The organism is Yersinia aldovae 670-83, from assembly GCF_000834395.1.
GTDB lineage: Bacteria > Pseudomonadota > Gammaproteobacteria > Enterobacterales > Enterobacteriaceae > Yersinia > Yersinia aldovae.
Genome location: NZ_CP009781.1, coordinates 1,993,639 through 2,015,715 on the forward strand (window position 1 = coordinate 1,993,639; position 22,077 = coordinate 2,015,715).

A 22,077-nucleotide genomic window follows, 5' to 3' on the forward strand; every position below is an offset into this window, starting at 1 on the left:
AGACCTTACCAATGACAGGCGTTACGCAGCGGTTTCAATGCCTGCGTTAACTGGGAAATGTTAAATGTCAGCCGAGGGAAGTTGCCATGAGTGCTCTCGATAGTCAGTGTCTCAGCCGACATCAGGCGCTTAATCTCATCAATCCCCGCCAGACCACGGCTGGACTCAAGCAAGTAGCCGTTTTCACGTAAAAACCAATGCACGTCAAAACGGGTATTATCAGCAGCCAACGTGACTTCACCCTCTTTCTGTGGCCCCACCAGGGCAACTTGTAGGCGAGTGATATTGTCAATACAGCTCAACATCAGCACCGGTCGCGGTGGCGGAACGCCAATCGCCGGGGTGGTAATAAGCACCATCGGATTCACACCTTCACCTTGTGTCACCAGGAATGCGGTGGAGTGGTCAGTGCGCCCTTTTTCCTGATTCATGGCTCGTTGCCACGCAGGGCCGGTGTTCTGCGAACGTTGCCCGACGTCTGATGGTGAGGAGAGCGCATTGTCATAACAATCCAGCCGCACCAATGCCGAGGTTTCACTGCGACAGCGCATCACTATCGCCAGCTTGCTGGTATCTTCCGCAGGGCGGCTTACTCGCATGTCCAAAAAAGCGCCCGTATGCGGGTTGGAGAAGAGCAACAGACTTATCAATAACCACGTATTCATATCTGGCACCTGTATTTCGCCAACTTATAGGCTAAGGTGCGCGGTGCTATCCCCAAACTGGCAGCAATGCGGTTTTTATCCTTACCGTATAAACGCTGGCGCTGCGTCAATACGGCACATTCCAATGCCTCTACGGCTTCAGTCAGATCATCTATCTTGCTGTAATCTTGAGATAAACCCGGCAAGGCGTTGCTATCAGACGTGCTTAGCGACACCAGCAACTCATCTAACTGTTTCTCACGTTGCCGCTGCTGCTTAAATACACTGCGAATCTGGCTTAATTGTGATCTCAGTGATTCCATCTCCTGCAATTTATGCAGACGATGCTGAAATATGTGGCAATAAATACCAAATATTCCACGGGTATCAGCGAAGCGCTCAATGTTCTCGGCAAAAACCGCAATCACACCACATGCGCGCCCCTGAAAATCAAACAGTGGCAGGGCATACAAGCCGCATCCGGTGGGTAATTCCTGAATAAAGCCACGGAAATCATCATCTTCAATCCGCACCCCCTGATACAAACTGTCCCAGGTTTCGGGTAAGCCATTGCGCAAAACTTGAATTAACGGATGATTAACATCTTCAATATTTGCGTCTAACTTCAATGAGATACGTTGATTTTTATCGGGATAATGATAACAATCAAGACGCCCTTCACTGGCGTTAAACATCGATACCATCAAGGCACTGAACCTTTGCCGGCGATGGTTAACCTCAAGAAAGCAGTGGATCAGTTGTTCGACAGAGTCATTGTCCAGCAGAGTGAGTGCGCTCTTTAGCCGTTGTCTCATGTCGCTTCCTCGACTTGTGCGGTAAACACATTCCCCTCAACCGCAATCCGAATATGGCTAATAGCGACGCTGGCAGCCATTTTTTGCAATAACAGCAGCGAAACTGGCGGCAACAGTGCACCATCAATAATTGACTCAAGCATACGTGCGCCATTCTCCGCTCGGGTGGCACGCTGTAATATCTCGTCAATTACCTCAGGTTCAATCACCACATCAGCGTTAAAACGTTGGCGCAACAGCGTATCCAAACGGTTCAGTTTGCCGTGGATAATGGTTTGCAGCGTTCCCTTGCCAAGCGGTAAATAAGGGATAACTTCCATCCGGGCGAGCAGAGCAGGTTTAAAGAATTCAGCCAATTCAGGATAAAGTTGCTCATTCAGCAATGCGGGGTTTTCGGCATTATCAACAATGGTCTGGTAGCCCAGATTGGAGGTCAGGAAAAACACGATATTCTTACAATCAATGATTCTGCCTTCGCCATCAGCCAGTTCACCTTTATCAAAGGCTTGATAGAACAGGTTCAGCACATCTGGATGCGCCTTTTCTACTTCATCAAGTAGTACCACCGAGTAGGGCTTCTGACGGATAGCTTCCGTCAAAACGCCCCCTTCGCCATACCCGACATAGCCCGGTGGCGAACCAATCAGACGGGAAACTGTATGTTTTTCCTGAAATTCAGACATATTGATGGTGGTGAGATATTGGCGGCCACCGTAGAGCAATTCAGAAATCTGTAATACCGTTTCTGTTTTACCCACCCCGCTTGGCCCCACTAGCAGGAAAGCGCCCATCGGTCGGCCGGGGCGACGTAAATCTGCCCTTGCCGTCAGCATGTGTTGGTGTAGGCAATGGATTGCCAAATCTTGCCCTTTGATTTGCTGACCCAGATAAGCTGGCAACTCGGTAACGACCGCCAACTCACTCTGAGAAAGGCGATTTAACGGAACACCGGTCCATTCTGCAATAACTGCCGCAATCTGAGTTTTATCCACATGTGGCGACACTAGCGTCTGATGTTGCTGCAACTGTGCCAGCTCATCACCCAGCGCGGCCAGACTAACCACTTGCTCATCCGTTGCCAACGCATCTTGTGCCAGTAGAATCGCGCGTTGTGCGATAATCTGCTGCACCAAGTCTTGTTGTTTTTCCCAGCTCGCATTCAGTTCGGTGAGCTGCTGTTCAATAGCCATGCGCTGCTGTTTTAGTACGGTTAAACGCTCATCCGGGCAGCTTAAGCCCAGGCGCAATTCGCGCTCCAGTATCTCTATTTCCATCGCCTGATGGTGCAACTGGTTTTTCAGCGCCGAAACCTGACGCGGGGGTGAAGTGAGGTTAATAGCGACACGCGCAGCGGCGGTGTCGAGTACATCGATAGCTTTGTCTGGCAGTTGGCGGCCAGAAATATAACGATCACTGAGCATGGCTGCCGCCTGCAATGCTTCATCATCGATCAGTACGCCGTGCGCTTGTTCATATACCGTGCGCAGGCCGCGCATGATAATCGTTGCCTCTTCCGCACTGGGTTCGGCGACTTTAACCAACTGAAAACGACGCGACAGCGCGGCATCTTTCTCAAAATATTTTTTGTATTCGCTCCAGGTGGTTGCGGCGATGGTTTTTAACTCACCCCGCGCTAAAGCGGGTTTGAGCAGATTTGAAATGTCTAACCCGCCTTGCTGATTCCCCGCGCCGATCAGCGTATGTGCTTCATCTATAAACAGAATAATCGGTGTAGTAGATTGCGCTATTTCCGCCATAATGCCTTTGAAGCGTTTTTCAAACTCCCCTTTCACCGCAGCACCGGCCTGAAGCGCCCCTAAGTCCAGTGTCATTAATTCACTGTTACGTAGCTTTTCCGGCACATGGTTATCCACGATGCGCAGGGCTAAACCTTCGATTAACGCACTTTTGCCGACACCTGCCTCCCCCACCACAATCGGGTTGTTTTTACGGCGGCGACACAGAATATCGATCATCAGATCGATCTCTTCATCGCGACACAACACCGGGTCCAGCGAGCCATTACGCGCCTGTTCAGTCATATTGCTGGTGTAGCGTGCGAGTAGGCTTTCACCATTAATTGCCGTGCTGCTGCTCGCATCCGCACCTTTTTCCCGCTGTGGTGCTTCTGCCGAATCTGCCGTCCAGTCGCTAAAGTTCTGGCGCAATAACTCACGATTAACCGGCGATAATAATCGACTGGCCGTGGGTATGAGATAGCGCAGTGGACTGAGCAATAATGTCAGTAACATCACGCCACTGCGTAACTGGCTATGTTCCATCTCGGTTGATGCCAGCAACCAACTATCCTGTAGCCACTCCACCAATAATGGGGAAAAGCTCGGATAGGCTTGAGTGATAGCTTGGTAGCCTGAAACGCGTTGGTCGAGCAGTTCTCGCAGCTCATCCACTTCAACCCCAGCATGATTCAGTATCAATCTGACATCACATAGCGGTGTAGCGATCATCTGGAACAAGACCTGAGAAACGGTAACTTCAGCTTCTTGCTGATTGACGCAATGTGCAGCCGCCGCTTCCAGCGCGTGGCGGGCGATAGGATTAAGGCGGTTTACCAGTGTGGGCAAGTCAATTTGAATCATCAGTGCGTCCCTAGCTCAATAAATTGTTTAGCTGTTGCAAAATATCCTGAGTCTGGTTGTGCAGATGGACGGCATAAAACAGATAAATCACCACCAGCAACCCCACGCCACCCCATAGCAGATGTTTAATGGTCAAACGCTTATTGAGGTGATAACGACTACTTAGGCGGCTCCCCTGCTGAAACAGCACCGTCGGCGGCGCATCACCACGTAACTGATGCAACTGGTGATACAGTCGGCGAAACAGTCGCTCAAAATCATCACTGTTTTGTGATGTCACTTTGTAGCGGCCACGGTAGCCCAAACAAAAACAGAGATAGATAAACTCCAACAAATCCTGATAACGTTTGGGTTCTCCCATCAAACGTTCCAGCAAGACGTACACTTTCTCGCCACCCCAGGTTTCATTATGAAAATGCACCAGCAGCGATTGCTGTAACCAACCGTTCTGTGTGTTCCAGCCATGTCCTAATGCGGTTTCATCGATGAATGTACACAGCACATAGCGGAAAGAGATGATGGCTCCCGGTTCATAACCTTTGGTTTGCAGGTATTGTTCAATGGCACGGATATCCGTCACCACCTGCTGATAGAGTTGCTCTGGTAAAGATTGGTTTTCCATATCTTTGAGCCGCAAGACCATGCCAAGCAACGGCGTGGCGGCGTCTATCATCGTGTTTAGGCTTTCGCCACGCAGTGGCAACTGATACTGCCGATAGGAGGTAACGGTTTCCTGTGCGGGGAATGCGGTGCTGTCGCTCGCAACATCCATTTTCATTAGCTACTCCTGATGGCCCAGAATTGCATGTCCAGATCAGGGAAATCACCCGAAACGTGGAAGGCAATGGCATTGCTTTGCTGGATTTCTTTCCATGCCGGACTTTGCAAGTCCAGCATGAAGTAGGTGTATCCTGAATGGTAAGGGAGTTGCCGTGGCGCAGCAGACAGTGCCACCAACGGTACTCCGGGCAGTTGTACACTGACCAGATCGCGTATTTTTTCGAGTGAGGTGATTTTTGTTTGCTGAACAAACTGCCGACGTAACTGCTCTTGAGGTATTTGGGCGCGTACTGCCAATACAAAATCAGCGCTGCGCAGCAAGTCGCGATCATTAATGGTCGCCACGCGGATGCCATGCGCCTGCATATGTAGCTGAATGGAGATGGCTCGCGGTGTCAGCACGGTACTCAATGCCTGACGCATCGCCAGAAACAGCGGCTGGAAACTGTCGGTTAAGTTGTCGTGGTTATAAACTGGAAATACCCCGGCCAAACGCGACTCATCGGTAAAAGTGCGTAATTCGCCGCAGGTTTGTACCAGTTGACGGTAAAAGTCTTGCGGATGCATCACCGCCTGATGTGCTAAATGGGTAAATAATGGCTGCGCACGGTTGAAGACCTGTAACATCATAAATTCAGCGACATCGGCAATACCTTGCTGCCCCGGTGATCCAATCCGTTTTGCCAGCAGTTGAGCACGTTCAACCAAGGTGCCTTCCACTTCGTCCATAAAGGTTTTCAACTGGTTTGATACACTGAGCGTAGTACAGGTAGGGATGAACTCTTCATCCAGAATCAACGAACTGTCGGGTCTTTTCTCTTTGACGCGGCACAAAGGCAACACGGAGTAAGCACTGAGATCTTCTGAGCCTTGCATCAAACGTGGTGCTAACTGCGCCAATATTAGCTGGCTGACATCGCCACCCTCGGTATGCAAATCTCGAATATCTTCACTGTATTCACGATAACGAATCGCACCTGGCATCTGCCCTTGCTGCCCTGCAACCTCATTAATGGCATCATTGAGCATTGGCAGCGCCAGATAAATGTCGCGACTTGCCGCATCATTACAATTCAGGACATCCAATGGCTTGGGTAAATGGTCTTGATAAGGAATGTCGAATACGGTGCCATCGGCCATAACGCCGCTGGCGGCAGATAACCCGATGCGCCCCAGTTTTAATAATTCCTGATTGAGGATGAGCGAACTGAAACCGTAGCTATAACCCTCTAGGGCAACTACCCGCCGTTGTAGCAAGTAATCGTTATGTCGCTGCTGCTGTTGAAAGTGCTGTGGCTTGATAAACAATCCTTCGCGCCAAATCACCCGATTCTTGGTTGGCATGGTTACTCTTCCTCTTTCCTTAGCTCGATATCGTTCGCTCTGACATGGACCAAAACGTTATAGTTATGACCGATTCCTTTCACCTTAATGATCTTCTTCCATTCACTGCGATTGGCATCGGCGTAGCGCGCAACAACCCCCAAATAGCTGTTTTTCTCTTCCAGCTTGATTGGCTCCAGCGGCTTAAATTGCGCAGGCAATAAGGTATATTCCTGGTGGTCGATGTAGTTCTTACCTAAGGTTTTCTCCAAGGTTTCGCTACTGAGTTGATCATAATCAGCCGCCAGCAGCTTGGAGTTCTCACTGAGGTACAGCACCACAATCTCCGTCGGTGTCGCTTCCCCTTTCTCATTAGGGTTGATATCCGGTTCAGCCAACAGTGTCAGCCGGACGGTTGAGGGTTGAGAGGATGCCTGCCCAACCGGAATATCGGGGTCCATCACCACTTTGCCGACCTTTTTAGTGGCTTCCCAAGCACCACCGCACCCTGATAGCAGGAACATCACGCACAATGAACATGTCAGGAGACAACCTCTGGCGTTGCGCATTACTCGCTATCCTTCATGCCTTGACGCAATGCCCGGTCATAGGCTTGTTCGTACACTTCACCAAATAACTTTTCAAAGCCTTGCTGACGGCTGGACGCGAGCTCGTTGTAGTAGTTTTTGTACATCTCCCAAGCCCAGGCTGAATCCCTTTCCTGGCGTTCATTACTGCGCAGATAATGCGTAAAGCGGGTCAATAGGCGCTCAGGAGAAAAGGCTTCCAACATGGTGTTAAGTGCCTGTGCGATCGCCTGTTGATTGGCCTGATGATGTAAACGCAGGTTATCCAGACTTTCCGCCACCGCAGCAGGAGCTGAAAGATGTACCGGGCTTTTTTGATCAGCAAACATCAAGCTGAGGGTGGTGTCGTAATCCATATTCAGGCGCAATGGGTTATCTTCAATTGGCCGTAAGTGTTTATCGCGCAACCCATTTTGGCTGTGCTGTAACGCAAGCAGACCTTCGATGGCCGCCTTGAGGGTTTTTCCGGCCTCTTCCAGAAAATCATTAGCTTCCTGACTATTTCGAATCGGGAGTTGAGCACCAAAACCGCGCATCAGTGGGGTGATGGCGACATGCTGTTGATCCATTTTTCCGTCGGGTTCATCTTGCTTGCCGTTAAGAAAAGTGCTGATTTGTGGCAGATCGATAAATGCCTGATCCATGGCACTGTCCTTGGTGTTATCAGAAAGTGGGGAAGCGAAAAGCGGGTTACGATATCGGTCTTGCTGCAACGAGTGATCAGCATCAGATACCGCGGTGGCGTGGCCTTGTGTGGTTAGGCTTTCGGTTTCCAGTACCCGCAATGGGTCATGGCTGAAGTTATTGGCGACAGTGGGCGCTAATCGGCTGTCTTGAGGGTTGTGCGGTGCCGCCTTGATACCCTCGGCCATCATGGCATCCATCGGGTTGCTATAACTTGATACCAATGATTCCGGCGATACCATCAGCGGATCAAGCATATCAGCGGCAGAACGGCTGATATGGCTCTTGATAACCAGACTCCCTAACGTCATTTCATCCCCCTGCTGTAGGCGAACAAACCCTGAAGCGGGTGTCAGTACCGACTGATTAATATGCAGGGAGCCGCTCAACATCCGCAGGCAAAAAGAACCGTCACGCCATTCAACGGTAAACTGTGAGGGGTTGATATTGCCGCTTTGATCCTGAATCGACCAATGATGGCCGGCATCACTCCCCACAATCCCCCCTTGGGTGTGAAACAGGCTGCTGGCTTGTTTACCACTTTCCAATTTATCGCTGTTCACTATCCGCAATGACAGCGTTGGTTGTTTTTTATCCATGATATCTATTCCTGAAGACTGGTTGTCATTCCATAACGCTGATGGTGACGTGGGGTTTTTGTTCCGGGTGCCCAAGGAAACTGGTCCAACCCAACAGGGTATTCTGCTTAACGCCCAAAACCATTCCGCCGACCTGTTTTTCCGCCAATCCAAGGCGTAAATCCCATGCGAACTGATCGCGCATAATGAAGGCAACAAACATCACTAACGGCGCATAATTGGCTCCGTTGGGCAAAAAAGAGAGAAACTGTTCTCGGCTCAGTTTATTTATGCATAACAAGAACTTCCCACTGCGATCCGCCACACGAGAACCAATCGAAAAATTGACACCCAGCACCGATTTCTCATCATATTTTTTGCCACGCACTTTCACTTTTGTGCCCAACCGATTCTGCTGCGAAGGCGCGATATCAACCTTGCGCAGTTGCCAACTGTGTAATGTGATATCTGGCAAGTTGAAACAGTGTGAAACCAGGCTGCAAATGACTTCCGGTGCTCTGCCGGGGCTGGCCAACAGCCCGGCATAAGCCAACATCTTGCTGTGGTTAATTTGCAATTTGTTGCGAACCACCTCACAGCCCAACCCCACCAGCGAAAACATCCGCTGCGAAAAAGCATCGCCGCCCCCATTGTCAAAACAGATGTAGTAACGGTATTTGCGCCAAATCTGGTGCAGCAGTGTGAGTAAGCGGTGATTGAATACGTTGAGGAAATCTGTCAGCCGATTTTCGTTCTGTGCATCTTCCCAGGCTAACGAATCGAGGTAATACCCTGGTAGCGGCGATTGGCTGCCATGCAAACCGAGAAAGGAAACTTCCAGCTCAAACTGGCCACGGGCAGAGGTATCCAGCGCAATTACATCTCGGGTAGGAAATGCCAGGCTAGCCGTTGATTTAAAGCGGATAGCTTCATTCGCTGGCATCGCTGTGCTGGCGGAATTTTGCCACGCTACCGCCAATTGGTTGAGCAGCTCGACCAATTGATAAAAGTTATAACGTGACACATCCAGCACCTGCCCTTCTGGTGCTGCTTCAACAACATCTACATCAATGCATGTTGACCTGTTTGTACCGGCCATTCGTAACATTCCTGATTATCAAGATTGACGACTTTCAAAAGGTGAAACGCATTTACGCTGGCATAGAGTGAAAAGAAATGAGCCAATACCGTACTGAAGAGATAAAGCTCACCTTCAGAGCTAAATGCTCGTTGCTCTAGCCAAAGTGTGGTTTGCAACCCTCTGACGGGTAATCCGCGAAACAGTCTGTCGATAGGTTGCGTTTCAATACGCTGGATAGCATCTAGCCTTTTTTGTGACGCACGGGCTGATTGCCGATTGTGTAGGCTTGGGAAATCATAGGTATGCAGAATTTGTTTTAACGCATCTTTATCGAGTAAAGACATGTAATTCAAAGACATATTGGAAAGTAACGACCAATGTAAACTGCCATCCATCACCGGATACAACGGGACTGAAGGCCGGGTGATATTGCGAAAAGTCGCAAATGAAGGGCTTTCCTTCGTTGGCTGATTAATATCGCCGACACGAAGTAACAGTGGCAGTTCACGGTTGGTACATGTCAGGCTAACAGAGACATTCTCTTCAGCCAGAGCTAGCTTCGATTCGTCACTACGAACAAAAGAAATATAGTGCTCAAATCCCTTACGAAACAATGAGTTTTTCACGCGTAAACGGTAATAAAGTGCGGTGCGCTCTTGCGCATGTTCAATCTGATGATGAAAACTCTCAAAAGAGGTATAAACACGGGCCTGCCCACGCGATCGCCCCTGAGTGGTGCCTTTTTCATTAAGCCAACTATCAACCCGATCAACTGAAAAGATGTCGTAGTGATCCGGATGATGGTAACTGGCGCTGAGTGGATATTCCGTTTGCGTGCCGTCCAGATCAATCGCTTCACTGTCATGCTGGAACAGATTTATGGCTGGAGAGCAATTCAGCCTAAGCGTGGTCGAACGGACTTTCACTTCCGGCGGCAATGGCAGAGAAAAGTACAAATTCAATGTGAATGCGTTGGCATTTAAATGGGGCGGAAAATCAACAAAACCCTCAACATCAAAAAACAGGAAGCCTTCAGGGAAGCAAAAATACTCCTGCAAAATGCGGTAACCCATATAAGCGTTTTTCGGGTACGGCAATAAGGCATCATCACGCTCAAAACCCACCGGTTTAAAGTCGAAATCGGGCATCGGTATGGTTATCCCATTGACAACCAATTCGGCGCGCTCGAAATAGTGATTAATCCAGAAATAGAGTTGTGTACTGGTGTAATCGTCTTCGCCCAAATAAAAACGCAATTTATCCAGACGCAAGTCTTGTAGATTCAATTCCGCTTTCGAGGCGAACTGAATACTTAAAATTCCCTGCTCGTTGCTGCTGTTTGCTGAAATATCCCGAATGGACATTGGGAACAGCCAAACATCACGACACAGCGTAAAAATACACTGTGGCCCTGCCTGGGTATTATTGTTCGTAAATGAACTGTGCCCGCCGTTTTGTACAATAGGCGTACTCATCACCTGACAACCCCGTTTAATCAGGGTTGCCTCAGTAATCACACTTTCATCAGGTGTATATTCTATGATGGTCATGCTAGGGATTGGCCGCAAATAATTAGGCCACAGCATGTTCAATAAACCGTGAGTTAATTCAGGGAACTGATCATCAATCTTCTCTCGCAAGTTACCCGTTAGAAAAGCAAAACCTTCCAGTAAGCGTTCAACATCCGGATCAGAACCTTGCTCAGAGAGAAACATGGCGAGATGAGGCCGTTCAACAGCGGCATCGCGCCCTAATTGCCGGAGGTAATCCAGCTCGTCCCTGAAGTACTTTTCGAACGACATTATGCTTCCTGGTTAAAACAGTAACGACGGTTAGTGTCTAACTGAATATTGAATTCAACGACATCAGCCATGTCGTCAAAATTGACCCGCGCACTAATATGGAAACTCAATAACAGCGGATCGCCGCTATTTATTAAGGATTGAACAGTGACGGCAGAGATTCTTGGCTCGTAATTCTCAATACAATGCTTGATGGCTTGTTCAATACTTTTGCGGAAATCGGACGAAGCGGCCGTAGCATCATTAAGGTCAATAACCCCAAGCTCTACGGCACTCTGGCAAGCACCAGGACGAGAATTAAGGACTTCATTCAAATTCTGTTTGATTGAATGCAATAAGTCCTGAACACGGCTACGAGGGGAAGGGCTAAAACCCTTCCCCTGGATGCGGTTAAACAAGCTGGCAGAACTCCCTCTAGACCAATTAAGAAGCGCAGCCATGACTGTTATTCCTTATCCAAACGACCAACCAGTGACAGCTCAAAACTTGCACCCATGTATTTGAAATGCGGGCGTACCTGCATCGCAACCTGGTACCAGCCTGGATCACCTTCAACATCTAACACCTGGATTTGAGCTGAACGCAGCGGGCGGCGGCTACGAACATCGGTCGGTGGATTCTCCTGATCGGCGATGTATTGTTTCAGCCAAATATTGAGTTCACGCTCAAGATCCTGACGCTCTTTCCATGAGCCAATCTGCTCGCGCTGAAGAACTTTGATGTAATGCGCAAGGCGGTTAATGATGAACATATAGGGCAGTTGTGTACCCAACTTGTAGTTGGTTTCTGCCATTTTCCCTTCGCGAGTATTCGGGAATACCTTCGGTTTTTGTACCGAGTTGGCAGAAAAGAACGCGGCGTTATCGCTGCCTTTACGCATGGTCAGGGTGATGAAGCCCTCTTCCGCCAGTTCGAATTCACGACGATCGGTGATAAGCACTTCTGTTGGGATCTTCGCCTGGATCTGCCCCATCGCTTCATAGAGATGAACCGGGAGATCATGAACCGCACCACCGCTTTGAGGGCCGATGATATTCGGGCACCAACGGTACTTGGCAAAACTGTCAGTCAAGCTAGATGCGAGCAGAAATGCGGTATTGCCCCACAGGAAATGCTCGTGATCGCGGCTCACATCTTCGTAGTAGTTGAAGTTCTTGATTGGGTTCTCAACGGTGGAGTAAGGCAGCCGTAGCAAGAAGCGAGGTGTCGTCAAACCAAGATAACGTGAGTCTTCAGATTCTCTCAGAGCACGCCATTTAGTATGGGCTGGCCCTTCAAATACAGATTTAAGATCTTTAATGGCGGGTAATTCAGTAAAACTGTTGATACCAAAGAAATCAGGGGCAACGCTGGATAAGAATGGCGCATGAGCCATTGCGCCAACCGCACTCACATATTGCAATAACTTCATGTCAGGCGAGCTGTTATTGAACGCGTAGTTGCCAATAATAGCCGCGGTTGGTTCCCCACCAAATTGGCCGTATCCCGAGGAGTAAACGTGTTTATAGAATCCAGACTGAATAATTTCAGGCGAAAACTCAAAGTCTTCCAGCAACTCTTCTTTCGTTGCGTGCATAATATTGATTTTGATATTTTCACGGAAATCGGTACGATCAACTAGCAATTTCAATGAGCGCCATGATGATTCGATCTCGCGGAACTCACGGGCATGTAGAATTTCGTCCATCTGAGCACTCAACTTTTTGTCGAGTTCAATAATCATTTTGTCGACTAACAGTTTGTTAATCGGCTCAGCGTTAGTTCCAGTATCCAGAATACTGGCAATAAAAGCGGCAACACCTTGTTTAGCAACGTCATAGCCGTCATTTCCCGGAGTCATACGCGTTTGAGACATAATTTCGTCAAGCAAGAATGTTGCGCTGGCAGGTTCCGTGGCTAAAACAGTATTTTCTTCGTGTAACGACATACGTAAAACTCCCTCTTACCCGCTCTAATTACTTTTGATTAAGAATGTCCAGCTCTTTTAGCAACTGCTCACGCTTCTCTTGATTGCCAAGCAAATCCTGTAGACGAGAGCGGAAAGCGGGGATATTCCCCAGTGGCCCTTTCAATGCCACCAGCGCTTCTCGCAATTCCAGAATTTTTCTAAGCTCTGGAACTTCTTTTGCCACATTGTCTGGTGAGAAATCATTCAATGAATTGATGGATAATGCGACCGACATATCGTCTTCACCTTCCAGACGATTAGGAACATTGAAAGTCAAATTGATATTCGCCTCGTTCATTACTGAGTTAAAGTTATTTTTATTTACCGAAATAACTTGTCGCTCTTCAATCGAGGTATCTTCACGAGTGCCTTTAATATCACCAATAACCAGCAGATTAAGCGGCAATTCAACTTCTGCAACCTGATCGCCAGTATTAGGGACATACTTGATATTAATCCTTTCCTTCGGCGCAACACTGCTTTGATTATTCTTACTCATAATTCGTCCTTTTAGTTACTATAAGTGATGCTGGCCAACGCCCTTATTTTGGACATCACAAACACTCACCGTAAATGAAATTTAGATATCATCGGTGTCAGTAGACTTAGCGCTGCCGTCTATTTTTGGTAGGGTTAAATTAGTACGCTTACTGCAAATTTCAGCCCCTAATAAATGGTAACAATAAGTATCTTAAAGTTAAAAAATGAGTCATTCAAAAAGATACTCACCTCTCTTGAAATAAGAAAAATCTTACAGGAAAATAGGAACTATCGATTATTACCCTAATTTCAATAAATATATCGTCCACTATCTTCATGGCAAAATCCATAAATTTTTCTGTATAGTTTGATGTCGACCCAATTCTTGTGATGGTGTTACCATTTTGTATATGATCAAAGAAAATAATTTTGTTAAAAATAACTATTAAATACAAAACAATGTGTTATGAAAAAAATCAGCAACTAACCCCCCGGTCACTGTTAAATAAATTTGTCATAACAAAACATCATAACAATACAAAACACTAATTATGCAAATATTATAATTTTTTCTTCTACTTTAGTTGGAGAATAAAAATCACATATCGAAGATAACTTGGAACCGCTCAGAGACCTGCTTATAGTAATGCTGGAAAGTGAAGTAATGGAGCGAGTTACCTTCTGGGTTGATTAATATTGACCGCCGAAGTAACTCGCGTTTGAGCAATGTGAAGCAAACTATCAAGGATAATTAAGATGCCAACTCCGGCTTATATCTCAATCACAGGTAAAACTCAGGGCAATATTACTGCTGGTGCTTTCACTGCCGAATCGGTAGGAAATATCTTCGTTCAAGGTCATGAAGACCAAATGCTAGTTCAAGAGTTTGAGCATATCGTTACTGTGCCAACTGATCCTCAATCTGGGCAGCCTTCAGGTCAACGTGCGCATAAACCATTACGTTTCACCGTTGCGTATAATAAAGCCGTTCCGTTGCTTTATAACGCCCTGGCATCTGGAGAAATGTTGCCAGAAGTTGAATTAAAATGGTATCGCACCTCAATTGAAGGTAAGCAAGAACACTTCTTCACAACTAAATTAGAAGATGCCACCATTATCGATATCGACTGCAAAATGCCTCATTGTCAGGATTCGACAAAAGCTGAGTTTACACAATTAGTTCGTGTCTCTTTGGCATACCGTAAGATCAACTGGGAGCACACAACTGCCGGTACTTCTGGTGCCGATGATTGGCGTGCACCGATCGAAGCGTAAGCATATTTTATACCAGCGGCCAACTCTTGGTTGTGGCTGCTGGTATAGCAATAGCACCATCCAGACGAACGAAGGCCGCATCCTTGCAGCCTGCGTCTTACACCAACCCTAGCAGGGTATTTAGTTGTGTAATCTTCTGTTGCCACTGGCGCTGCAACTCTGGCTTCTGATGCCTGGGTTTACGCGCCAGATCGCCTTCCAGCTTGCTTTCCAACGCCAATAGAGTCGCCAACAGACGTTCCTCTTCGCTTTCTACGAGCGTTATCGGCGCTGCTCTCAATACTGCACTTGGGGGCGTTTCTGGTGCTGACTTATCCGCCAAAATAGCGTAAACCGGCGTCAGGTCATGCCACTCCTCCAGCCGTTGTTGATCGATTAACCAAAAACGATTACAACTTTGTTCAATCAAGATGCGGTCATGTGAAACCAGCACAAAGCTGCCCGCCCACTCCAGCAGAAACTGCTCCAGCCAAAGCAACGTAGGTAAATCTAAATGGTTGCTGGGTTCATCCAGCAGCAGTAAATCAGGTTGGCGAATCAGCGCCCGGGCCAATAGCAGCCGGGTGTGCTGCCCTCCGCTCAAAGTACCGGCGGTTAACTCCCAAGCCGCTTCATCAAAGCCCAGACTAACGAGCAAGACCTCAGCTTGCCAGCGTTCGGGGGGGTACAGGCTGTTTGGCAAATGATGAAGTACCGCATCCAATAGGGTGTAACCCGCCAGTGCCACGGGCAGATGTTGCTCAACCCGTGCCATCAGACATTGATTGGCGGTAGTGATAGTGCCTGAGGTGGCATACAAATCGCCGCTGAGGATTTTTAGCAGCGTGCTTTTGCCACTGCCGTTATGACCTATCAGGCCAATGCGGTCACCTTTTTTCAGGCCGAAAGAGATGTCAGCCAGCAGCGGGCCGAAAGTATTGTCGTAACAGACAGATTGTGCAGAAAGTAATGTGGTCATGGCTTACTCAAGTTTTACAGGCATAGAAATGCCGATCGTCAAAAAGACTGACGATAACCAGTAAGCTGGAGGGAAGTTCTCGGATTGTTAGTTAGCTTCGCTCAAGCAGGTTATCGCAGCACGATACCGGTAATGCTTGAGCAATCACGATCACTAAAGACGAGTGAATAAAGAAATAATTCACGAGTCAACATAGGAGCCTCCTTAAATAGTGTTGGTTAATGACTGAACAGATTATATTGGGGTTTCTGCTATTGTGCCAGTTTCAGCGTTTGACTAAATCGTCAGACGTATCACGATACTATTTACTTAACCTTTTTTGCAGAAAAGCGACTAATAACGCTACTGACCATCCTGAAAGCAACGTGCCAATTAACCCCTCAAAAGCCCCCACAAGCCTAAGTTGCGGCGGCAATAACAGATCGCCATAGCCGATAGTGGTATAGCTTGAAAGTGAGAAATACAGTGCATCTTCGTAAGAAGTAAATGCTTCGCGATAGACATAAAATAACGAGAAAAGCACCGTTTCCGCAAAATGCATTAGCAACAACACGCAAAATAATCTGGCTGGAACCGCCACCCCCGAATGAGACGCGTGGATATAAACGCGCCAAATTCTGGCACTTCCGACTGAGTGAAGAGCAACACAGAGGGAAGCTAATAACAAAGAATAAAAGATATCCTGTATAATCATATCGTTAACCTTAGTTACTTTCTGCACCACGGTACAAACTGGCCGTCAGTGCTTTTCTTTAAATTCATGTTTTATATCAATCAGAATATCCCATTTATCTCTCCGTTGTTGGCATTCGCACACCCCGTATAAATCATCAACAGAATTGTGATAGTTTTGTGAACAATCTCTAAAGATAAAATAATTAAATTGACCTATCTACGCGGGTAGATACACTAAAAGAAAGGACCAACATTAACCTTTGCTAATGTTTACGCCTCAAACACCTCTTCACCGGTTGCTCCGGTTGTTGAGTGAGAGAGTAATAAACACACTGAGGTTAATGCGTGAACATGATGCTTCAACACCAGGGGAAACTTTTAAATGACGTCACTGAATAGCGCTGAAACAGACAATGCTCCATCAGAGAGCATGGCTGCCGAAGAGCGTCTGGCTACGCCCGAAGGTCGTAAAGATTTTTGGCGCGCAACCTTTTCTTGTTGGCTGGGTACTGCTATGGAATATGCAGATTTTGCACTCTATGGTTTAGCCGCTGGCATTATATTTGGTGATGTATTCTTCCCTGAAGCAACACCTGCGATCGCCTTGTTATCCAGCTTTGCGACCTATTCTGTCGGTTTTATTGCTCGCCCCATTGGTGCGCTATTTTTTGGCAGACTAGGTGACCGCAAGGGCCGGAAAGTTGTCATGATAACCACCATCACCCTGATGGGGGCATCAACAACCCTGATTGGCCTGATCCCAAGTTACGCCTCCATTGGCTTGTGGGCTCCCGCCTGTCTGGTATTTTTACGCTTTATGCAAGGATTGGGCGCTGGCGCTGAACTCTCCGGCGGTGCGGTGATGCTGGGCGAGTATGCTCCGGCTAAAAAGCGCGGTCTGGTTTCATCAATCATCGCCTTAGGCTCTAACAGCGGTACACTACTGGCAGCGCTAGTCTGGCTGCTGGTATTGCAGATGGACAAACAGAGCCTACTTGACTGGGGCTGGCGTATTCCGTTCCTTTCCAGCATTTTAATCGCCGGTGCTGCACTGTTTATTCGCCGTCATATGCGTGAAAGCCCGGTATTTGAGCGGCAAAAACGGGTACTGGAACAGCAGCGTCAACACGCTTTGGCACTGGGTCGTGAACACGTAGCCGAAGTGGATAACCGCACCTTCTGGCAACGCAGTAAGTCATTCTGGATCATGGTTGGTCTGCGTATCGGCGAAAATGGCCCCTCTTATCTGGCACAAGGCTTTATGATTGGTTATGTCGCCAAAGTGCTGATGGTGGATAAGTCAGTGCCTACAATGGCGGTATTCATTGCCTCCTGCCTTGGCTTCTTGATTATTCCATTATCCGGTTATCTATCCGACCGCTTTGGTCGCCGTATCACTTATCGCTGGTTCTGCCTGCTGTTGATTATCTATGCCTTCCCGGCCTTTATGTTACTTGAAACCCGCGAGCCAATTATTGTGATGGGGACTATCATTATTGGTATGGGTCTGGCATCACTGGGCATCTTCGGGGTACAGGCAGCTTGGGGGGTCGAACTGTTTGGTGTGACTAACCGTTATACCAAGATGGCCGTGGCAAAAGAGCTAGGCTCAATACTGTCCGGAGGCACTGCGCCGCTGATGGCATCCGCCATGTTGACCTTCACCGGCCACTGGTGGCCTATCGCACTATACTTTGCAGGGATGGCAGCGATTGGGTTTGTTACGACCTTCTTCGCGCCAGAGACGCGTGGGCGTGACCTGAACTTACCGGAAGATGCGATTTAGTACCGAAAGCACCGGTTGATACTCTACATAAATCAAGTTGCAGTAAGTCAGAAACAAACCGGTCAATGGCCGGTTTGAGCAGTATTTATGTCGCCTCATCGGGTGATAAAACGGTTTAGCAGCGAGGGCGGTGTAGCCAACGCTCCGCCAGCTTGAAGTATAATAAGTCTTGTAAAGTGAATGCCTGTTATTCTCAGTAAAGTGAGATCTTACTGGAAATTTCCCTATGTATAGCCTCTATTTCAGGCATCTGAGGTCACCTTGTTAAAAAAGCAGCCCCATCGTATTACGCGCTCTGATGTTGCACGAGAAGCTGGCACTTCTGTGGCAGTAGTGAGTTATGTCATCAATAATGGGCCGCGCCCGGTAGCCCAGGCAACCAAAAAACGTGTACTGGATGCCATCAAAAAAATCGGTTATCGCCCTAATGGGATAGCCAGAGCGTTAGCATCTGGCACCACCCAAACCTATGGACTGGTAGTGCCAGACATCTCAAATCCATTCATTTCTTCAATGGCTCATGCCCTGCAACGTGAAGCTTTTAGCCGTGGGCAAGTGCTGTTGTTAGGTGATGCGGGTGACTCTCGTCAGCGTGAACTCGAACTCATCAACAATTTGCTGCATCGCCAGGTGGATGGCTTGCTGTACACCAGTGTTGACCGACACCCTTATATTGAACTCATTCAGGCTTCTGGCACCCCGTTTGTCATGCTGGATAGAGTCGATCCGGCTCTAAAAATCAATACCATCCGTGTCGATGAGCGTGCCGCCGCTTTCCAGGCAACCCAACACTTGATTGAACACGGGTATCGCGATATCGCCATTATTTGCGGTCCGCTGGATATGCTTAATACTCAGGATAGGGTCAATGGTTGGCGCGATGCCTTGCAACTGGCAGATTTAGCCATACATAACGAGTGGATATTCTCCACCTCCTATACTCGCCCCGGTGGCTATCTGGCCGCGCAGCAGATGCTCAAAGGGCCATTGCCACAAGCCCTGTTTGCAACCAATGAATTACAGGCATTTGGCTGTCTGCGGGCGATGGCAGAACACCATCTGAGCGCACCGCAAGATCTGGCGTTAGTGTGTTTTAACGGCACCATTGAATCTGAATATAACGTGCCCTCCCTGACAACAGTACGACAACCGGTAGATGCGATGGCGAAAACCGCTATCGATATGCTAAAAAACGGGGATGGTACGCCGATAATTCGCGAATTCGATTTTTCGCTGCAAATCGGTGAATCCTGCGGCTGTTGCAGCAGTAAAAAGATTAACTTCCCAATATAAAAAGATAAAAATATGCGTTTGATTATTGATTGTGACCCAGGAAATGGCGTGCCCGGCGCCAATATAGATGATGGCCTAGCATTGGCGCTTGCCATTGCAGCCCCGGAAATAGAGTTGGAATTGATCACTATCGTGGCGGGTAATACGCCCAGCGAGGTGGGATATTCTGTTGCCCATGATCTGGTGACCCGCCTAAGGCTGGACATCCCCATTCGGCGCGGGGCCTCACGGGCGCTGGTCGAGCCTGCTGCGCCGTGGCGCGATAAACTGGATAACGGAGCCGCAAGGCTTGGGCTATCTGCACTTTGGCAACACGTCCCGACACCGCAAGTTATCAACACCAGTGCACCGTTGGCAGCTCATGCGATTGGTGAGTTAATCTGCAACAATCCCGGTGAAATCACCTTAGTTGCCATCGGCCCGTTAACCAATATCGCCCATGCAATGCAACTTTATCCGCAATTGGCATCATCGGTAGCCGAAATTGCCATCATGGGCGGCGTATTTAATGTCGATGGCTATCTTAAAGACACTAATTTTGGGATCGATCCCGAAGCGGCACATGTGGTTCTAACCAGCGGAGCCAATATCACGCTGGCCCCTTTAGATGTCACCACTCAGACACAACTGCTCCATCAAGATTTGGACCGCATTGCCCAAATTGACTCCCCCCTTAGCCGCTATTTAGTGGAAACAATCCGGCCGTGGATTGATTATTCGATACAAACCCGCAACCTGCCTGGCTGCTGGGTTCATGATGCCTTGGTGGTCGCTTGGTTGATCGATAAGAGTATAGTGACCATCACCCAGGACTATGTTGATGTCGTACTGGAAGGTGCACTAACTCGCGGTAGCACCTGGCGTTTCAGCCCAGAAAAGCTCCGTTTGGACGTGGGTATTCCGCCGCCGCAGGGAAAACCGGTCACCATACTGCAAACTGTTGATAATAAAAAACTCCTGGATATCCTTTATCACTCCCTGAGTTGTTATCATTAGTCTGGCTGAACACCTGTTAGGCAGGCATCAGCTATCATATCTATCCATCATGGGGCTTTTTTGCTGTCGGGCAGCCCCAGCTTAAATAGGATCTGACTGACATCAGTGTAAGGCCGCAAGCCTCACCACAACTGAGATTAACTATGCTGACACTGCTCCATCTGCTCTCTTCCGTCGCCCTGCTGGTCTGGGGGACACATATAGTTCGCACCGGTATTATGCGCGTCTATGGTGCTGACCTGCGCCGAGTGTTAAGCGCCAGTATCCAGAAAAAACCGACGGCATTTGTTGCCGGGATTGGCGTGACTGCACTGGTACAGAGCAGTAATGCGACTGCATTGCTGGTTATCTCTTTTGTATCACAAGGGCTGATTTCATTATCACCGGCATTGGTGATTATGTTAGGAGCTGATGTCGGAACCGCACTGATGGCGCGAGTACTGACCTTTGACCTCTCCTGGCTATCGCCACTGTTAATTTTAAGCGGGGTGATCGTCTTCCTCGGTCAGCGCAAAACGCGAGTCGGCCAAATGGGTCGAGTGGGAATTGGCCTTGGGTTGATTATTTTAGCGCTGCAATTAATCGTCACCTCCGCAGGGCCTATCACACAGGCAACTGCGGTCCAGGCCATTTTCTCCTCACTGACCGGCGATACCATTCTGGCGCTATTGATTGGGGCGCTGTTTGCCATGATCAGCTATTCCAGCCTGGCGGCGGTATTGCTGACCGCAACTCTGGCGGCAACCGGCTTGGTTCCGCTGAACATCGCGCTGTGCATTGTTATTGGCTCGAACCTTGGCAGCGGCATGTTGGCGTTAATCAGTAGCCGTGGGCAGAACGCTATCTCGCGTCAGGTGGTATTGGGCAGTCTGCTGTTTAAAGTGATTGGCTGTGTTTTAGTCGTGCCGTGGATCAATCCACTGGCACAATGGCTGGCTGGCCATAAATTACCGGCCGCCGAAGTGGTTATCTACTTCCACGTCTTCTACAACCTGCTGCGCTGCCTGCTGATGCTGCCGTTTGTTGAAGCAATGGCGCGAGTCTGTACCCGATTAGTCAAAGATGCCCCAAACGGCCTACAGCCTCCAGCCCCTCGTTATCTTGATATTACCGCCATCGATACCCCATCACTGGCCCTCGCCAACACGGTGCGCGAAACCCTACGGATGGGGGATGTGCTGGAACAAATGCTACTGCGTTTTAAAGAAGTGCTGGAGGGGAATAAACAACAAAAACATGAAGTAAGCTTGCTAGAAGATGAAGTCGACATGCTGTATAGCGCGATAAAATTGTATCTGGCGCAAATTCAACAAGATGAGTTAGGTGAAATAGATTCTCGCCGCTGGGCAGAAATCATTGATACGGCGATGAACCTTCAGCAAGCAGGGGATATTATTGGCCGGATGACCGCAGATGTGGCCGCAAAATCACTCAATGCACGTAAGCCTTTTTCCGCTGAAGGGTTTGAAGAGCTGAACACCCTACATACCCGGTTGATTGCAAATTTAGATCTGGGGATGTCAGTATTTCTATCGAGCGATATCAATAACGCCAAACGTCTGCGCCGTGCCAAGCACCGTTTCCGCTTGCTCAATCGCCGTTATTCTCACACCCATGTTGAACGTTTACACCAACAAAATGTGCAAAGTATTGAAACCAGTAGTCTGCATATGGGGCTGTTAGGGGATATGAAGCGCCTGAATTCACTGTTCTGTTCAACAGCCTATCATGTGTTGGAAGTGCAGGAAGACGCGCTGGATTAAGGCAATACG

Annotated in this window: 18 protein-coding genes and 1 pseudogene; 5 read left to right on the top strand and 14 right to left on the bottom strand. The window is 48.4% G+C overall.

What is annotated here, in order from left to right:
- Nucleotides 1-5 precede the first annotated feature (5 nt).
- From vasI to tssB, 12 genes are read right to left on the bottom strand one after another with little or no spacing between them, the layout of a single operon-like run.
- Nucleotides 6-665 (bottom strand): type VI secretion system-associated protein VasI, encoded by a 660-nt coding sequence (vasI, locus tag AT01_RS09190; RefSeq protein ID WP_042546925.1) that lies wholly within the window; start codon nucleotides 663-665, stop codon nucleotides 6-8.
- Nucleotides 662-1,459 carry a Fis family transcriptional regulator gene (locus tag AT01_RS09195; protein ID WP_042546926.1) on the bottom strand — a complete coding sequence of 266 codons (798 nt, stop codon included), beginning with the start codon at nucleotides 1,457-1,459 and terminating at the stop codon, nucleotides 662-664. The genes vasI and AT01_RS09195 overlap by 4 nt, the downstream gene beginning before the upstream one ends.
- A complete protein-coding gene (gene tssH, locus AT01_RS09200) occupies nucleotides 1,456-4,059 on the bottom strand; it encodes a type VI secretion system ATPase TssH (RefSeq protein ID WP_042546927.1) in 2,604 nt (867 codons plus the stop codon). The genes AT01_RS09195 and tssH overlap by 4 nt, the downstream gene beginning before the upstream one ends.
- A gap of 10 nt (nucleotides 4,060-4,069) precedes the next feature.
- Nucleotides 4,070-4,831 carry a type IVB secretion system protein IcmH/DotU gene (gene icmH, locus AT01_RS09205; RefSeq protein ID WP_391592615.1) on the bottom strand — a complete coding sequence of 254 codons (762 nt, stop codon included), beginning with the start codon at nucleotides 4,829-4,831 and terminating at the stop codon, nucleotides 4,070-4,072.
- A 5-nt stretch (nucleotides 4,832-4,836) separates the two neighbouring features.
- Nucleotides 4,837-6,183: a type VI secretion system baseplate subunit TssK gene (tssK, locus tag AT01_RS09210; RefSeq protein WP_042546929.1), complete on the bottom strand. Its 1,347-nt coding sequence runs from the start codon at nucleotides 6,181-6,183 to the stop codon at nucleotides 4,837-4,839.
- A 2-nt stretch (nucleotides 6,184-6,185) separates the two neighbouring features.
- Nucleotides 6,186-6,731 (bottom strand): type VI secretion system lipoprotein TssJ, encoded by a 546-nt coding sequence (gene tssJ, locus AT01_RS09215; RefSeq protein ID WP_042546930.1) that lies wholly within the window; start codon nucleotides 6,729-6,731, stop codon nucleotides 6,186-6,188.
- Nucleotides 6,731-8,032, bottom strand: coding sequence for a type VI secretion system-associated FHA domain protein TagH (gene tagH / locus AT01_RS09220; RefSeq protein ID WP_042546931.1), 1,302 nt, complete (start codon nucleotides 8,030-8,032; stop codon nucleotides 6,731-6,733). Before tagH ends, tssJ begins: the two co-directional genes overlap by 1 nt.
- A gap of 25 nt (nucleotides 8,033-8,057) precedes the next feature.
- Nucleotides 8,058-9,110: a type VI secretion system baseplate subunit TssG gene (gene tssG, locus AT01_RS09225; protein ID WP_042546932.1), complete on the bottom strand. Its 1,053-nt coding sequence runs from the start codon at nucleotides 9,108-9,110 to the stop codon at nucleotides 8,058-8,060.
- The gene (tssF, locus tag AT01_RS09230; RefSeq protein ID WP_042546933.1) at nucleotides 9,074-10,894 is read right to left on the bottom strand and encodes a type VI secretion system baseplate subunit TssF; all 1,821 of its coding nucleotides are present in this window, start codon (nucleotides 10,892-10,894) and stop codon (nucleotides 9,074-9,076) included. The genes tssG and tssF overlap by 37 nt, the downstream gene beginning before the upstream one ends.
- Complete coding sequence (gene tssE / locus AT01_RS09235; RefSeq protein WP_042546934.1) at nucleotides 10,894-11,334, bottom strand: type VI secretion system baseplate subunit TssE; 441 nt, start codon at nucleotides 11,332-11,334, stop codon at nucleotides 10,894-10,896. The genes tssF and tssE overlap by 1 nt, the downstream gene beginning before the upstream one ends.
- A gap of 5 nt (nucleotides 11,335-11,339) precedes the next feature.
- Nucleotides 11,340-12,821 carry a type VI secretion system contractile sheath large subunit gene (gene tssC / locus AT01_RS09240; RefSeq protein ID WP_004704542.1) on the bottom strand — a complete coding sequence of 494 codons (1,482 nt, stop codon included), beginning with the start codon at nucleotides 12,819-12,821 and terminating at the stop codon, nucleotides 11,340-11,342.
- Between the two features lie 28 nt (nucleotides 12,822-12,849).
- Nucleotides 12,850-13,341, bottom strand: a complete 492-nt coding sequence (gene tssB / locus AT01_RS09245) for a type VI secretion system contractile sheath small subunit (protein ID WP_004704543.1) — start codon at nucleotides 13,339-13,341, stop codon at nucleotides 12,850-12,852.
- 737 nt (nucleotides 13,342-14,078) lie between these two features.
- On the opposite strand from tssB, the gene AT01_RS09250 reads away from it, so the two are divergent.
- Nucleotides 14,079-14,597, top strand: a complete 519-nt coding sequence (locus AT01_RS09250) for an Hcp family type VI secretion system effector (protein WP_004704544.1) — start codon at nucleotides 14,079-14,081, stop codon at nucleotides 14,595-14,597.
- 355 nt (nucleotides 14,598-14,952) lie between these two features.
- On the opposite strand, the pseudogene AT01_RS09255 reads toward AT01_RS09250, so the two are convergent.
- Both AT01_RS09255 and AT01_RS21710 read right to left on the bottom strand, forming a co-directional pair.
- Nucleotides 14,953-15,555 (bottom strand): annotated as a pseudogene (locus AT01_RS09255) (ATP-binding cassette domain-containing protein); the annotation flags it as partial.
- Nucleotides 15,556-15,856: 301 nt separating this feature from the next.
- Nucleotides 15,857-16,249 (bottom strand): potassium channel family protein, encoded by a 393-nt coding sequence (locus AT01_RS21710; protein WP_042546936.1) that lies wholly within the window; start codon nucleotides 16,247-16,249, stop codon nucleotides 15,857-15,859.
- A gap of 363 nt (nucleotides 16,250-16,612) precedes the next feature.
- Between AT01_RS21710 and AT01_RS09265 the strand changes: the two genes are divergently transcribed.
- The 4 genes from AT01_RS09265 (at nucleotide 16,613) to AT01_RS09280 (ending at nucleotide 22,068) form a co-directional block, all read left to right on the top strand.
- On the top strand, nucleotides 16,613-18,016 hold the full coding sequence (locus AT01_RS09265) for an MFS transporter (protein ID WP_042546937.1): 1,404 nt from the start codon (nucleotides 16,613-16,615) through the stop codon (nucleotides 18,014-18,016).
- A gap of 324 nt (nucleotides 18,017-18,340) precedes the next feature.
- Nucleotides 18,341-19,309, top strand: a complete 969-nt coding sequence (locus AT01_RS09270; RefSeq protein ID WP_042548574.1) for a LacI family DNA-binding transcriptional regulator — start codon at nucleotides 18,341-18,343, stop codon at nucleotides 19,307-19,309.
- A gap of 12 nt (nucleotides 19,310-19,321) precedes the next feature.
- Nucleotides 19,322-20,305: a nucleoside hydrolase gene (locus AT01_RS09275; RefSeq protein ID WP_042546938.1), complete on the top strand. Its 984-nt coding sequence runs from the start codon at nucleotides 19,322-19,324 to the stop codon at nucleotides 20,303-20,305.
- A gap of 143 nt (nucleotides 20,306-20,448) precedes the next feature.
- Nucleotides 20,449-22,068, top strand: a complete 1,620-nt coding sequence (locus tag AT01_RS09280; RefSeq protein WP_042546939.1) for a Na/Pi cotransporter family protein — start codon at nucleotides 20,449-20,451, stop codon at nucleotides 22,066-22,068.
- The last annotated feature ends 9 nt before the right edge of the window (nucleotides 22,069-22,077 follow it).